This window comes from Amycolatopsis sp. NPDC043887, assembly GCF_056435665.1.
Genome location: NZ_JBWKEB010000012.1, coordinates 201,840 through 215,169, shown reverse-complemented (window position 1 = coordinate 215,169; position 13,330 = coordinate 201,840). Strand labels below are relative to the sequence as shown.

The following is a 13,330-nucleotide window of genomic DNA, read 5'->3' as shown; positions in this document are numbered from 1 at the left end:
TCCTTTCGATGTGCCCGACGACGACCTGGTTTTCAAGGCCCTGGCGGATCCGACCCGCCGGTTCCTGCTCGACCAGTTGTTCACGCGTGACGGCCGCACGCTGACCGATCTCGAGTCCGAAGTGGACATGAGCCGGTTCGGCGTGATGAAGCATTTGAAACTGCTGGAAGAAGCCGGACTTGTCGTCACGCGCAAGGAGGGCCGGGAGAAGAAGCACTTCCTCAACCCGGTACCGATCCGGCAGATCCACGACCGGTGGATCGACAAGTTCACCGAGCGCAACGTGACCGCGTTGCTCGACCTCAAAGCCGAACTCGAAGTCCCCGATCTCGAAAACGAGGAGCCGTCATGACCGAAACCACCATCGCCGCCACCCAGGTCTACCGGGTCTACATCAAGGCCACCCCGGAGAAGATCTGGGACGCGATCACGAAGCCCGAATGGTCGCGGAAGTACGGCTACACCGGCCTCGTCGACTTCGACCTGCGGCCGGGCGGCAAGCACGTCACCCACCCCACGCCGGAATACGTCGAGGCGGGGTTCACGAACGACCTGGTCGACGGCGAGGTCCTCGAGGTCGATCCACCTCGCAAACTGGTCATCACCTGGAAGCTGCTGATGGACCCGTCCTTCGACAAGGAGCCGTACACCAAGCTCACCTACGAGATCGAAGAGACGAAGACCGCGGGCACCCGGCTGACCGTCACCCACGACGTCACCGGCGCGCCCACGACGGCCGCGCTGATCAACGGCTCCCAGGAGGACATCAACGCCGGACCGGGCGAGAACGCCGGTGGCGGCTGGCCGTGGATCCTGTCGGACCTCAAGACGCTGCTGGAGACGGACGAGCCGCTCGTCCCCACCGCTTCCTGACCCACGCACCGACACGAAAGGTCCTGCGTTCTCGTGAGTGGTAAGGACGGTTAGAACCGTCCTTACCACTCACGAGCTTTGACCCGTCAGACCCGCTTCGTGGCGGCCTTCAGCGCGGCTTTGGCGGTATCGGACGCACCGATGGTGTCGAGGGCGAAAAGTGCCGCGCCGACCACGGGGGCCACGTCGACCACCTGGATCGAGGCCTGCGGCGCCACCTTCAGGCACCGCCGCTCGATCTCCGCGATCACCTGCGCGCCGACCCCGGTCAGCACTCCCCCGCCGAGGATGACTTCAGGTGCTTGCTCGGTGAGCTCCAGCCGCCGCAGGATGACCGAGACCAGCAGGGCGACCTCTTCGACGAACCGGTCGACCACGTCCTGCGCCACCTCGTCGCCGCCCGCCGCGACGGCGAACAGCAGCGGGCAGAGGGTGTGGATCGAATCGGAGTGCAGCTCCCCGAAGTGCAGGCGCTCCACCACTTCCAGCACCGAAGACGTCTTGAAGTGCGCAGTGACCGCGGCTTTCAAAGCCGTGCCGGGGCCCCTGCCGTCCTCGGCGCGGACGGCCCACCACAGCACCTCCTCGCCGAGCCGGTAGCCGCCGCCCCAGTCGCCGGAGATCTTGCCCAGCGCGGGAAACCGGTGCTCACGTCCGTCGGCGCTGACGCCGGCGCCGTTGATCCCGGCGCCGCACACCACCGCCACCCCTGTCCCGTCGGAACTCCCCGCGCGCAGCAGCGCGAGCGTGTCGTTGCCGACGATCAGCGTGTCGCTCCAGCCGCGCGCCGCCAGCGCGGCGTGCAGGATCGCTTCCTCCTGCGGGAAATCCAGCCCCGCGAGATAGGCGGACGTATGTGTCGCGAAAGGACGTTCGCCGGGAAGCCCTGCCCCGCGAAGGGCTTCCAGGACCAGCTTCTCCAGCGCCTGGACGCTGCCGTCGACCCCGATGTTCTGCGGGGACGCGCCCGGCCCTCGCGACTGTCCGAGCACCCGTCCGTCCCGGGAGACGATCAGGACGTCGGTCTTGCTGTTGCCGCCGTCGATCGCGACGACGACGTCCTGTGAGCCGGCCGTCATGCCCCCGCCCACGGCAGGAACTCACGGTTGGTCCGCACCAGCGTGTCGGCGAGCTGATCCGCCTTGGTGTACTGGCCGACCAGCGGATGCGCGAGCAGCGCGTCGGCCACCCGATCGCGGCCGCCCTTGATCGCCGCCTCCAGCGCGAGGTGCTCGTACGCGGTCACCCCGGCGATGAGCCCGGCGAACCGCTGCTCGACCGGCGGCTGCGGGATCGGACGCGGCCCATTACCGTCCACAAGGGACGGTACCTCGATGACGGCGTCGTCCGGCAGGAAGTCGAAAGTGCCTTCGTTGCGGACGTTGACGACGTGCTCCTCCGCCGGGCCACCCGAGGTGAGCGCGTGCACGAGCTGCACCGCGGCCTCGGAATAGTAGGCACCGCCCCGCTTTTCCAGCTGCTCCGGTTTGGTCACCACCTCCGGGTCGAGGTAGACCTTCAGCAGTTCCTCCTCGACATCGCTGACGACGTCCGCGCGCGGCCGCTCGGTGCGCTGCTTCGTGACCTGCTCGTCGTGCCCGTAGTAGTACTTCAGGTAGTACGACGGCACGACGTTCATCCGCCGCATCCACTCGACCGGCGCGGTCACGTGCTCGCCGAGGAATTCCGCGTGTTCCGCGAGCAATTCGGGCAGCCGGTCCTCGCCGTTGACGAGCACCTTCCGTTCCCAGCTCAGGTGGTTCAGTCCGGTGTGGACGAGTTTGACGTCGTCGACGCCGGCACCGAGCAGATGCGCGAACGTGCGCTGGAGGTGGATCGCGACGTTGCACAGCCCGACGGCACGGTGGCCCTCGTTCAGCAGCGCCCGGGTGACGATGCCGACCGGGTTGGTGAAGTTGACGATCCAGGTGTCGTCCCCGGCGATCTTCCTTACCCTGTCGGCGATGTCGAGCACCACCGGAACGGTGCGCAGCGCCTTCGCGAGGCCGCCCGCGCCCGTGGTCTCCTGTCCGACACAGCCACAGGCGTGCGGGAACGTCTCGTCCCCGCGCCGCGCGCGCTGCCCACCGACCCGCAGCTGGATCAGCACCGCCGACGCCCCGTCGACGCCCTCTTCGAGACTCGACGTGGTGCGCACCCGCGCCGGATGCCCGGCGTGGCTCAGCAAGCGGTTGCTGAAGTCCCCGACCGCCTCCACCCGGTACGCGTCCGGATCGATCAGCACGATCTCGTCGACGTCCAAAGTGGACCGCCGTCCGGCGATCCCGTCGATCAGCTCGGGCGTGTACGTGGACCCACCACCGACGACTGCCAGTTTCATCCCTTGACCCCTGTGAATGTGATGCCCTTGACGAAGGACTTCTGCGCGAACACGAACAACACGATCACCGGCAGCATGATCAGCGCGGTGGCCGCCATGGTGAGGTTCCATTCCACGTGGTGCATGCCGCGGAACGACGCGATCGCCAGCGAAAGCGGCCAGCTGTCCCGGGTCTCACCCGTGTAGAGCAGCGGACCGAAATAGTCGTTCCAGGTGAACAGGAAGCAGAACATCGCGGTGGCCGCGATCCCCGGCTTCGCCATCGGGATCAGCACCTTGACCATCGCCTTGAATTCGTTGCAGCCGTCGATCTTCGCCGCTTCGAGGTAGTCCTTCGGAATGGTGAGGAAGAACTGCCGCAGCAGGAAGATCGAGAACGCGTCGAAGAAGAAGTACGGCGCGATCAACGGGATCAGTGTCCCGGTGAACCCGAGCCGCACCCACAGGTCGTACAACGGCACGACGGTGACCTGCGGGGGCAGCATCATCGCGGCGACGGTCAGCATGAAGAACAGGTTCTGCCCGCGGAACTTCAGCTTCGAAAGCGCGTACGCGGCCGGGATCGCCGAGACGAGCGCACCGACGGTGGCCAGCGTCGAATACAGCATGCTGTTGCCGAAGTACCGCAGCAGCGGCGCCTTTTCGAAGACCTCGATGAAGTTCTCGAAATGCCATTCCGTCGGCCAGAAGTTCGACGAAAGCGCCTGGTCGCTGGACATCACCGCGGTGAGGAACACGAACAGGATGGGCAGCATGAAGATCACGCCCATCGCGATGCCCACGCTGTGCGTCGCGATCCAGTAGAGCTTCTTGTCCCATTGGCGCCGCATCCGCACCTTCGGCGGTTCGGAAGCCGGGGCGGTGGGCCGCCGTTCGGCGAGTGTCGTCATGCCCCCTCCTCCTGATGCTGGGACTTACGAAGCTGCCGCACGAGAATCCAGGTGAACCCGGCCGAGACGATGAACAGCAGGACCGCCATCGCCGCCGCGTAACCCATGTTGAAGTACCGGAACCCCTGGACGTACAGCCAAACCGGATAGGTCAGCGTCGAGTTCTGTGGTGCGCCGATGAACTTCGTGTTGCCCGCGACGTCGGCCGCGCCCGCCGCGGCCGATCCCGCGACGATCGCCTGCGTGAAGAACTGCAACGCGAAGATGATCGAGTTGACGATGCCGAACAGCAGCACCGGCGAGATCGACGGCAGCGTGACATGCCAGAACCGGCGGATCGGCCCGGCGCCGTCGAGTTCGGCGGCCTCGTACTGCTCCTGCGGCACATCGAGCAACGCCGCCAGGATGATGATCATCAGCTCGCCCGAACCCCACATCACCAGCAGGGTCAGCGCCGGCTTCGACATCGCCGGGTCGTTGAACCACAGCCCGCCGTCGATGCCGACGAAGTCCAGGAACGCGTTGACCGGGCCGTATTCCGGGTTGAACAGGAACACGAAGGCCAGGGTCGCCGCCGCCGGCGGGGCCAGCGAAGGCAGGTAGCACAGCGTCCGGACCAGGCCGACACCCGACTTCAGCCGGGAGATGACCGAGGCCACGCCGAGCGCGAACACCACCCGGCAGACGGTCAGGACGATCACCAGCCACAACGTGTTGTACGCGGCGGTGCCGACCAGCGGCTCGCTGGTGAACATCCGGACGTAGTTGTCGAAGCCGATGAACTCCGGCGCGTTGATCAGGTCGTACCGGGTGAACGAGTAGTACACCGTGGCGATCAGCGGGTAGCCAAAGAAGATCAGGAAACCGAGCATCGCCGGGGCGATGAAGTAGAAGACGGTGCGACGGCGGCGCGCCGTGTTCCCCTTCCGCGTCCGGGTGGACGCGGAAGGGGAGGCGACCGCCCTGGAATCCAGGGTCGAAGTCATGCGATCAGCCGCCGGCGCGCTTCTGGGCCAGCTCGTCGTTGATCTGAGCGTCGACCTGCTTCAGACCCGCGACCATGTCCGGGACGTTGCCCGCCTGCCACTTCTCGGCGAAGTCGTTGACCGCCTTGAGGTGCGCGTCGCCGATCGGGGTCGACGGGTTCGGCGTCAGCTTGCCACCGTTGTACAGGTCGAGGAACGTCTTGAACTCCGGCGTGACCTCGAGCTTCGGGTCGGTCAGCGCGGCCTTGGTGCTCGGGACGTTCTTCAGGCCGTTCGACAGCTCGACCAGCGTCGACGTGTCGAGGGTGACCTGCTTGATCAGTTCCCAGGCCGCACCGGCGTTCTTGGCGCCCTTGGGGATCGCGATGATCGTGCCCGTGGTGAACGCGCCGCCGTAGCGGTCGGGCTTGCTGTCGAGCACCGGCGGGGCCGCCGTGCCGAACTTGAGCTGCGGCGCCTGGTCCTTGATGAACGCGGTGCGGTACTCGCCGTCGATCATCATCGCGAGCTTGCCGCGCTGGAAACCGTGGTCCGCCGAGTACTCCTCACCGAGACCGGCCTTGAACTGCTCGACCTTGGCGTGGCCGCCGTAGAAGTCCACCAGTTGCTTCTGGAAGTCGAACATCGCCTTCCACTCGGGGCTGTCGGCGAGGTGCGACTGGCCGTCGGGGCCGAGGTAGGTGGCGCCGAAGTTCGGGGCCCAGTACTGCGCCATGTTGGCGTAGAACGGCATCGACGGCAGGAAGCCGGCGACCTTGATGGAGCCGTCCGCGTTGAACTCGGTCAGCTTCTTGGTGGCCTCGAACAGTTCCGAGGTCGTCTTCGGCGGCGACGTGACGCCCTTCGCCGCGAACATGTCCTTGTTGTAGTAGAAGCCGTAGACGTCGGCGAGCAACGGCATGGCGCAGCGCTTGCCCTGGTATTCGGTGTAGCTACGGACCGCGTCGGGGATCTGCGTCAGGTCGATCTTGTCGCGGTCGATGTAAGGCTTGAGATCCTGGAAACTGCCCGTCGAGCACCACGCGCCGAGGTTGTCGGTGAAGAACGAGATCGCCACGTCCGGCGGATTGCCACCGCGGATGGACTGGGTGATCTTGTCGTCGTCCTGCTGGCCCTCGTGCTTGATCTCGATGTTCGGGAACTTCGCCTTGAGCTTGTTGAGCCCCGCGGTGACCACGTTGTATTCGCGGTCGGTGAACTTGCTGTAGACGGTCAGCGTGAGCTTCGCGTCCGCAGCGGGGGCGGCCGCCGCGTCGCCCGCCCCACCGCTCGGGCCGCTTGCGGCGCCCGAACAAGCGGACACCAGTGCGGCGACGGTGACCGCGCCGAGCACTATCGAGCCGCGCCGACGGCGGCCGCTTCTCCGAACCTGGGTCGTGGAACTCATGACCCTCCTCCTAGTTGGTTGGGGCGGGAGACGGTGGTTCTGTTCGTGAATCCGGGATCGCCACGATCGGATTTGGCTCTCCCGCCCCGGACCGCCCGGGCCCGAGGAGCGAAGGGGTGTTGACGCCGAAGACGTCCCGGCGGACGGTGGCGAGCGCCGATTGGAGCGCGCCCGCGCGGACCGCGTTGCCCTGCACCGAAGCGACCCCGACGGGGGTGCGGGGCAGGACCAGTTCGTGCAGCCTTCGCGCGACCAGTGCGGCGAATTCGTCGCCACCGGCCCGGCTGGTGTCGCCGGAAAGCAGCACGAGTTCGGGGTCGACGACCGCGATCAGGCCTGCCGCTCCGCCCGCGACACGGCGGGCGAGGTCGTCGAGGAAGGCTTCGTTGTGGCTTTCCCGAGCCTTGGCGACGGCGTCCGCGCCGGTTTCGGCCACGATGCCGTGCGCGGCGGCCAGCTCGACGACGGCCGGAGAGGCGACGAGATCACCGAAACGATCTCCCGCGCGAGGCTTCTCCCTCGGCGTGGCAACGGAAACCGGATCGGGAACGCGCATCCAGTCGATCTCGCCGCCACCGCCGGTCGCGCCGCGCAACAGTCTGCGGCCGACCACCACCGCGCCGCCGACGCCGTCGCTGAGCCAGATCATCACGAAGTCGTCGAGCCCGACGGCCTGGCCGACGGTCATCTCGACGATCGCGACGAGGTTGACGTCGTTCTCGATGGTGACCTCGACGCCGAGCTCGCGGCTGAGCCTGCGCGGCACGTCGAAACCGAGCCAGCCGGGGATGTGGGGCGCCGAGGAGAGCAAGCCGGTGCGGGGATCGAAGGCACCTTGGGCGCCGATGACGACGTGGCGGAGATCGGTGGCGGCGAGACCGGCGCTGTTCGCGACGTGGGTGAGCGCCGCGCCGAACGTGCCGACGACGTCCGCGCCCTCGTGGACCGGCAGCGGGACCTGGTACTCGGCGAGCACCGCGCCTGAGACGTCGGCGACCACGAAGTCGGCCTGCCGCGGAGTCAGGTCCACGGCCGCGACGTAGGCGACACCACCGTTGACCTGCCAAAGCTGCGCCCTCGGGCCGCGGCCCCCGCCGCGGACGCCCGCCTTGGTGACAACGTCGTCCTGTTCGAGCCGAGTGAGCAGCTGCGCCGTCGCGGGCTTCGACAGGCCGATGGCGACCTCGAGCTCGGAGCGCGTCAGAGGACCGTCCCTGAGGAGGACCTCGATGGCCGCGCGATCGTTGATCTCGCGCAGCATTCGCGGACTGCCGGCTCGCACTTGGCTCGCTCCCGACTTCGTTAGGAAACTTTACAGACGGTTTCCGGGGACTGTAGTGAGCCGAGCCACAGCCGTCAACGGCGCGGGGAAACAGGGAGGTAACGCTTGGTGTGTTCCGCACAGTGGGTACGCGTACCGACGCGGAGGGTGTTCGCGCGGCGGACTTGCCTGGTAAGTAACGACAAAGGGCCGCTCAGGAGGTTCAACGCCTCCCGAGCGGCCCTTCGGCAACGCGGTGGTGGATCAGAAGTTGGGCTGCACGTACAGATCCCACTCCCAGGGAAGCGAGGTGGGGTAGCACATCCACCCGTCCCAGTCCCCGGCGATCTGGCCATGGTGGCCGGTGATCCCGCAGTCCTCTTTGCTGTACGTACCGAAATACTCGTAGTCCGAGGCCTGCGCCGCTCCCGCGGTCACGGCGCTGATCGAGGCGAAGGCCGCGACAGCGGCTCCGGCGACGGCAAGCCGCCGCAAGGTGTTCTTCATGTTTTCCCCAGTGTCCTAACTCGATGGTCCTGAAACGGACAGCAAGAGAATAGCGGACACGTCACCGCCTTGAGGGCGAATCACCAACCTTCGCCGGGGCTCGACGTCTGCCCCTGCGGCCTGCGAACCGGCGGCGGTCGCCTTGCGGCCTCATGAGGTGTTGCGAAAGCGGCTTTCGCAACACCGCGCCCACGGCGAAGGTGACTTCAGTCCTCCCGAAATCGTCAGGAGGTAACGCTTGCCGTGTTTCGCACAGTGGGTATACGTACCGGCACGGAGGGTGGCCGATACGAAGTTCTTGACCAGTCATTCTTGAATGACTATTCTCAAACCCATGGCCCGACCACGCCAGTTCGACGAGACGACAGCGATCGAAGCCGCGGCGGCGGTCTTCCGGCAGCGGGGATACAACGCGACTTCGGTCGATCACCTCGTCGAGGCGACGGGTGTCCACCGGGGAAGCCTCTACGGCGCGTTCGGCAGCAAGCACGGCTTGTTCGCCCGTGTGCTGGAACACGTCGCCGCGGACCGCGACGAGCAGCTCGACATCCTGCTGGTCGCGCTGCTCGAACTGGCACCCACCGACCAGCGGCTGCGCGTCCGGGCGCGGGCCGTCATCCAGAACCTCGGGGCGACCCCCGACCAGCTGGGACGACGGCTGCTGGCCCGCGCCCGCGTCCAGGACTTCGACGACGAAGGAAAAAAGGCATGAGCAACAACCGTGTCACCATCAGCGGAGACCGGCTCGTGGTCGAACCCGTGGGGATCGACAAGGTCTGGTCATTCACCCGGCGGCTCGAATTCCCGCTCGCCCACGTACGCGGCGCGACACACGACCCAGGGATGCGCGACGAGCCGAAGGGCTGGCGCGGACCGGGTCTCCGGATCCCCGGCAAGCCCGCCGGCACCTTTCACGCCGACGGCGACCGGCAGTTCTGGAACGTCTCCGGGTTCGACCGCACGGTCGTCATCACCCTCGACGAGGCCGAGGACTTCAACCGCCTCGTGCTCACGGTCGACGATCCCGCCGAGACCGTCACCGCGGTCAACAACGCGATCGCGGTCGCCTGACCGACCTGCCTGAGTACAGCAAGGTGTGAAGGTCGAGTTTCCTCGGCTGAGCCGAGGGAAGGGGGCCTTCACGCGCAGCCGTTGTGACTGCTGGTGCGGGTGGGGCGAACGCGGCGACCCACCGCGCGACTAGATCTGCGGTTCATACCTACATAGGCAGTTCCGCATGGAGGCAGGAGCGATAGGGCTCAGTGTCCCCAATGTGACATTGGGGACAGTCCGTGGGATCAACCGCAACCGGATTCCAAGGAGCTACCTACACACGCTGGCTCACCGCGGCCCGGCACCCAGCGGTAGCAAGGTCCCTTGCTACCCGCCAGACGTCAGACCCCGGCCCAGGCCGCCAGCATCACGCGCGCGATCGACGAGTTCCCCGGCAGCACCAGCTGCCGCGTACCGCCGGCGATCGGCGTCGGCACGGCGCCCGCGTTCCGCAGCTGACTGTTCGCGAAAGCGGCCCGCACCTCCTCGCGCGAAACCCAGAACGCCTCTTCGATCTCGCCCTCCGCGGGCACGATCGTCGAAGAGATGTCGGCCCTGGCGGTGAAACCGAGCATGATCGACCGCGGGAACGGCCACGGCTGGCTGCCGAGATAGCGCACATCGCGCACCTCGACGCCGACCTCTTCGCGGATCTCCCGCTCGACACACCCTTCGAGTGACTCCCCCGCCTCGACGAAACCGGCGAGGATCGAGTACCGGTCCGGCGGCCAGATCGGCTGCCGCGCCAGCAGGACGTGCTCGCCGTTGACGCCGGCGTCGTCGTGCACGAGGCAGATCACCGCCGGGTCGGTGCGCGGGTACTCCTCACTGCCGCAGCCGGTGCACTTGCTCGCCCAGCCCAGCTGGATCAGCTCGGTCGGGCTGCCGCAGCGCGTGCAGAACTTCGCCTGCCGCCGCCACGCCTGCAGCGCCTGCGCGGTGGTGAACAGCCCGGCCGACGTGTCGTCGAGCAGGTCACCGTAGCCGCGCAGGTCGACCCAGATCTCGCCGTCGCGGCGCTGGACTTGTTCCACGACACCCCAGCTGCCCGCCATTTCGACGGTCTCGGTCTCCCCGGCGGGGCGGCCGGGCATCGACCAGTAGTCGGTGCCCTGCCACTCCCCCAGGAAGACCGCGTCCGCGGGCGGCTCGGTGCCGAAGTCCTGCGACTTGCGGGTCGCGAGCACGCCGGAACCCTCCACCACCGGGGTGCGCGCGTGCTCGTCGAGCAACACGATCCTGGCGTTCGGCCAGCGCTCGGCGAGCCTGTCCGGGTTGGTGCGCAAGGATTCCTGACGGTCCGCCGTGGAGCGCGAAAGCGTCGGGAGCGCCCCCAACCCGAACGGTGTCTCCATCAGGCGGGCTCCCCGATGGCCACGTCGCCCAGCGCCGTCAGCTTCGGCGCGAGGACATCGGCGTCGCCGACGACGACACCGGTGAACCGCTTGGGCGCGAAGAACTCCAGCGCCGCGTTCGCCACTTCTTCGGCGGTGACCGCGGCGAGGCGCTCCGGATGCCCGGCGAGCCATTCGACGCCCAGCCCCGTCGCGGCGAGCGCGGACAGCTGGGCGGCCAGGCCTCCTTGCGACGACGCCGCCGTGACCAGCGAGCCGATCGCGTACTGCCGCACCGACTCGACCTCGTCGGCGGTCGGCGGCACGAGACCGAGCCTGGCCAGCTCGTACCGCGTCTCCATGAGCGCGGCCGCGGTCGCGTCGGTCGCGGTGTCCGCGTCGACGTTCACCACGGCGGTCTGGTCGGTGAACTCGAATCCGGAGTGCGCGCTGTAGGTGTAACCCTTGTCCTCACGGATGTTCTCGACCAGCCGCGACGAGAAGTACCCGCCGTACACGAGGTTCGCCAGCTGCAGCGCCGGGTACCGCGGGTCCGTGCGCGACACGCTCTGCGCGGACAGCCGGATCTGCGACTGCACGGCACCGGCGCGCGGCACCAGCAGGACGTTGCCGCCGGCGAGTTCGGGCAGCGCGGGCAGGCGGACGGCGGAGCGGTCCGAAGCCCAGCCGCCGAACGCCTTCTCCAGGTCGCCGATGACGGTCTCCGGGTCGATGTCGCCGACGATCACCAGCACGGATCCCCGCGGCAGCACCGAAGCCCGGTGCAGCGCGCGAACCTGTTCCGGCGTCACGACGGCCACGTCTTCGGCCTGCGGGACCTCGCGCACCGCGGGGTGGTCACCGTAACGGTGCTTCTGCAGCGCCTCGCGGGCGATCGTCCTCGGCTGGGTGCGGGAGACGGCGATCCGCTCGATGAGCCGCTCGCGTTCCCGCTCGACCTCGGCGTCCGCGTACGAGGCGCCGGTGAGCGCGTCGGCGAGGACGTCGAGCATCGTCGGCAGGCCGTCGGCCAGCGAGGTACCGGTGATGGCCAGGCGCTCCGGGTCGACGCCGGACGCGAGGTCACCGCCGATCAGCGCCAGATCCGCGTCGATCTCGATGCGGTCGCGGCGGGCGGTGCCGGTCAGCAGGGTTTCGGCCAGCACCTCGGCGGTGGCCGGGTGCAACTTGTCGTCACCGGCGAACGGGATCCAGACGCGCAGCTCGACCAGCGGCACGGTGGGCTTGCGGACGGCGAGCACCCGCAACCCGTTGCTCAGCGTGCTGTCCACATGGGACAGATCGGCGGCGGCGCGCTGTGTCCCCAGCGGCGGGACCGGACGAGGCCCGGTGGCCGTGCGGCCGATCTCCTCGGCGGTGCGGTGCGGTGCGCTCACTGCTCGGTACCTTCCTGGTCTGAAGATCCACTGCCGGGGCGGATGACGAGGACGGCGCGCGAGTCCGGCCGCAGTGCCTTCGCCGCCGCCGAAACGGCTTCCGCGGTGACCGCCGACATCTTCTCGGCGAGCCGGTACACCAGCGACGCGTCGCCGTACAGCAGCTCGAACGAGCCGAGGGCCAGCGTGCGGGACACCAGCTTGTCGTGCTCGGAGTGCAGGCTCGCGGCCCAGCGCGCGGTGACCTTCTTCAGTTCGTGGTCCTCCGGCGGCGTGGCCGCCAGCTTCTCCAGCTCCTCGTCCAGCGCGGCGAGGACCTGATCGGTGTTCACCTCGTGCGGGTGGATCGCGGTGATGGTGAACGTGTCCGGGTCGCGGGCCTCGAACGGCCCGAACAGCCCGGCACCCGCGCCGATGTCGACGACCAGCGGCTCGCGGTGCACCAGGCGCTGCTGCAGGCGGGAGCCGTCGCCGTCGGTCAGCACGCCGGCGAGCACGAGGTTCGCCAGGTAGCCGTCGAGGTCGTTGATCGGATCCGGCATGCGGTAGCCGACGCCGACCGCGGGCAGCGGGGCGTGCGGGTCCACGTGCTCGCCGCGCAGCTCGCCCTCGGGGGCGGGCTCGGCGAACGACGGACGCTCCGGCGCGGGCCGGTGCGGCACGTCGCCGAAGTGCTTCTCGATCAGCTCGCGGGCCTCCTCGACGGTGAAGTCACCGGCGACGGTCAGCACCGCGTTGGCGGGCGAGTAGTAGGTGTCGAAGAAGGCCGCGCAGTCGTCGAGGGTGGCCTGTTCGAGATCCTCGAAACCGCCGTAACCGTTGTGCGCGTTGGGGAACGTGGAGTACAGCACCGGCGGGAGCAGGATCCACGGGAACCCGCCGTACGGCCGGTTCAGCACGTTGAGGCGGATCTCCTCCTTGACCACGTCGATCTGGTTGGCCAGGTTCTCCCGCGTCAGCTTCGGCGCCCGCATCCTGTCCGCTTCGAGGAACAGGGCGCGCTCGAGAGCCGCGGCGGGGAGGACCTCGAAGTAGTCCGTGTAGTCCGGATGGGTGGAGCCGTTGAAGCTGCCACCACTCGACTGGACGTACCGGAAGTGCGCGAGCTTCTCCAGGCTCTCGCTCCCCTGGAACATCAAATGCTCGAAGAGGTGCGCGAAACCGGTGCGCCCTTCGGGCTCGGAACGGAAGCCCACGTCGTAGTGGACGCTGACACCCACCACCGGAGCGGTCGCGTCGGGCGCGAGCACCACGCGCAGACCGTTGTCGAGGGTGAATCGGACAAGCTCGGGATCGGCCAT

General features: G+C 67.9%; 14 protein-coding genes. 4 read left to right on the top strand and 10 right to left on the bottom strand.

Features of this window, described 5'->3' with window-relative positions:
• The first annotated feature begins 10 nt into the window (after nucleotides 1-10).
• Together AC069H_RS29840 and AC069H_RS29835 are read left to right on the top strand one after the other, a co-directional pair.
• Entirely contained in the window at nucleotides 11-352 is a 342-nt protein-coding gene (locus AC069H_RS29840) for an ArsR/SmtB family transcription factor (protein ID WP_478234541.1), read from the top strand.
• Complete coding sequence (locus tag AC069H_RS29835) at nucleotides 349-873, top strand: SRPBCC family protein (RefSeq protein ID WP_478234540.1); 525 nt, start codon at nucleotides 349-351, stop codon at nucleotides 871-873. The genes AC069H_RS29840 and AC069H_RS29835 overlap by 4 nt, the downstream gene beginning before the upstream one ends.
• 86 nt (nucleotides 874-959) lie before the next feature.
• On the opposite strand, the gene AC069H_RS29830 is transcribed toward AC069H_RS29835, so the two are convergent.
• The 7 genes from AC069H_RS29830 to AC069H_RS29800 all read right to left on the bottom strand — a co-directional run bounded on the left by AC069H_RS29830 (nucleotide 960) and on the right by AC069H_RS29800 (nucleotide 8,245).
• Entirely contained in the window at nucleotides 960-1,964 is a 1,005-nt protein-coding gene (locus AC069H_RS29830; RefSeq protein ID WP_478228443.1) for an N-acetylglucosamine kinase, read from the bottom strand.
• Entirely contained in the window at nucleotides 1,949-3,214 is a 1,266-nt protein-coding gene (locus AC069H_RS29825) for a 6-phospho-beta-glucosidase (RefSeq protein WP_340684376.1), read from the bottom strand. Before AC069H_RS29825 ends, AC069H_RS29830 begins: the two co-directional genes overlap by 16 nt.
• Nucleotides 3,211-4,104, bottom strand: coding sequence for a carbohydrate ABC transporter permease (locus AC069H_RS29820; RefSeq protein WP_478234539.1), 894 nt, complete (start codon nucleotides 4,102-4,104; stop codon nucleotides 3,211-3,213). The genes AC069H_RS29825 and AC069H_RS29820 overlap by 4 nt, the downstream gene beginning before the upstream one ends.
• The gene (locus tag AC069H_RS29815; RefSeq protein ID WP_478228441.1) at nucleotides 4,101-5,090 is read right to left on the bottom strand and encodes a carbohydrate ABC transporter permease; all 990 of its coding nucleotides are present in this window, start codon (nucleotides 5,088-5,090) and stop codon (nucleotides 4,101-4,103) included. Before AC069H_RS29815 ends, AC069H_RS29820 begins: the two co-directional genes overlap by 4 nt.
• 4 nt (nucleotides 5,091-5,094) lie before the next feature.
• On the bottom strand, nucleotides 5,095-6,477 hold the full coding sequence (locus AC069H_RS29810) for an extracellular solute-binding protein (protein ID WP_478234538.1): 1,383 nt from the start codon (nucleotides 6,475-6,477) through the stop codon (nucleotides 5,095-5,097).
• 10 nt (nucleotides 6,478-6,487) lie between these two features.
• Nucleotides 6,488-7,738 carry an ROK family transcriptional regulator gene (locus tag AC069H_RS29805; protein ID WP_340688789.1) on the bottom strand — a complete coding sequence of 417 codons (1,251 nt, stop codon included), beginning with the start codon at nucleotides 7,736-7,738 and terminating at the stop codon, nucleotides 6,488-6,490.
• Nucleotides 7,739-8,002: 264 nt separating this feature from the next.
• Entirely contained in the window at nucleotides 8,003-8,245 is a 243-nt protein-coding gene (locus AC069H_RS29800) for a hypothetical protein (protein WP_478228439.1), read from the bottom strand.
• 334 nt (nucleotides 8,246-8,579) lie between these two features.
• On the opposite strand from AC069H_RS29800, the gene AC069H_RS29795 reads away from it, so the two are divergent.
• Complete coding sequence (locus tag AC069H_RS29795) at nucleotides 8,580-8,957, top strand: TetR/AcrR family transcriptional regulator (protein ID WP_478228438.1); 378 nt, start codon at nucleotides 8,580-8,582, stop codon at nucleotides 8,955-8,957.
• On the top strand, nucleotides 8,954-9,316 hold the full coding sequence (locus AC069H_RS29790) for a hypothetical protein (RefSeq protein WP_478234537.1): 363 nt from the start codon (nucleotides 8,954-8,956) through the stop codon (nucleotides 9,314-9,316). Before AC069H_RS29795 ends, AC069H_RS29790 begins: the two co-directional genes overlap by 4 nt.
• Before the next feature lie 323 nt (nucleotides 9,317-9,639).
• Here the strand turns inward: AC069H_RS29790 and nudC are convergent, their stop codons facing one another.
• From nudC to AC069H_RS29775, 3 genes are read right to left on the bottom strand one after another with little or no spacing between them, the layout of a single operon-like run.
• On the bottom strand, nucleotides 9,640-10,653 hold the full coding sequence (gene nudC, locus AC069H_RS29785) for an NAD(+) diphosphatase (RefSeq protein ID WP_478234536.1): 1,014 nt from the start codon (nucleotides 10,651-10,653) through the stop codon (nucleotides 9,640-9,642).
• Nucleotides 10,653-12,029, bottom strand: coding sequence for a M16 family metallopeptidase (locus AC069H_RS29780; protein ID WP_478234535.1), 1,377 nt, complete (start codon nucleotides 12,027-12,029; stop codon nucleotides 10,653-10,655). The genes nudC and AC069H_RS29780 overlap by 1 nt, the downstream gene beginning before the upstream one ends.
• The gene (locus AC069H_RS29775; protein WP_478234534.1) at nucleotides 12,026-13,330 is read right to left on the bottom strand and encodes a M16 family metallopeptidase; all 1,305 of its coding nucleotides are present in this window, start codon (nucleotides 13,328-13,330) and stop codon (nucleotides 12,026-12,028) included. Before AC069H_RS29775 ends, AC069H_RS29780 begins: the two co-directional genes overlap by 4 nt.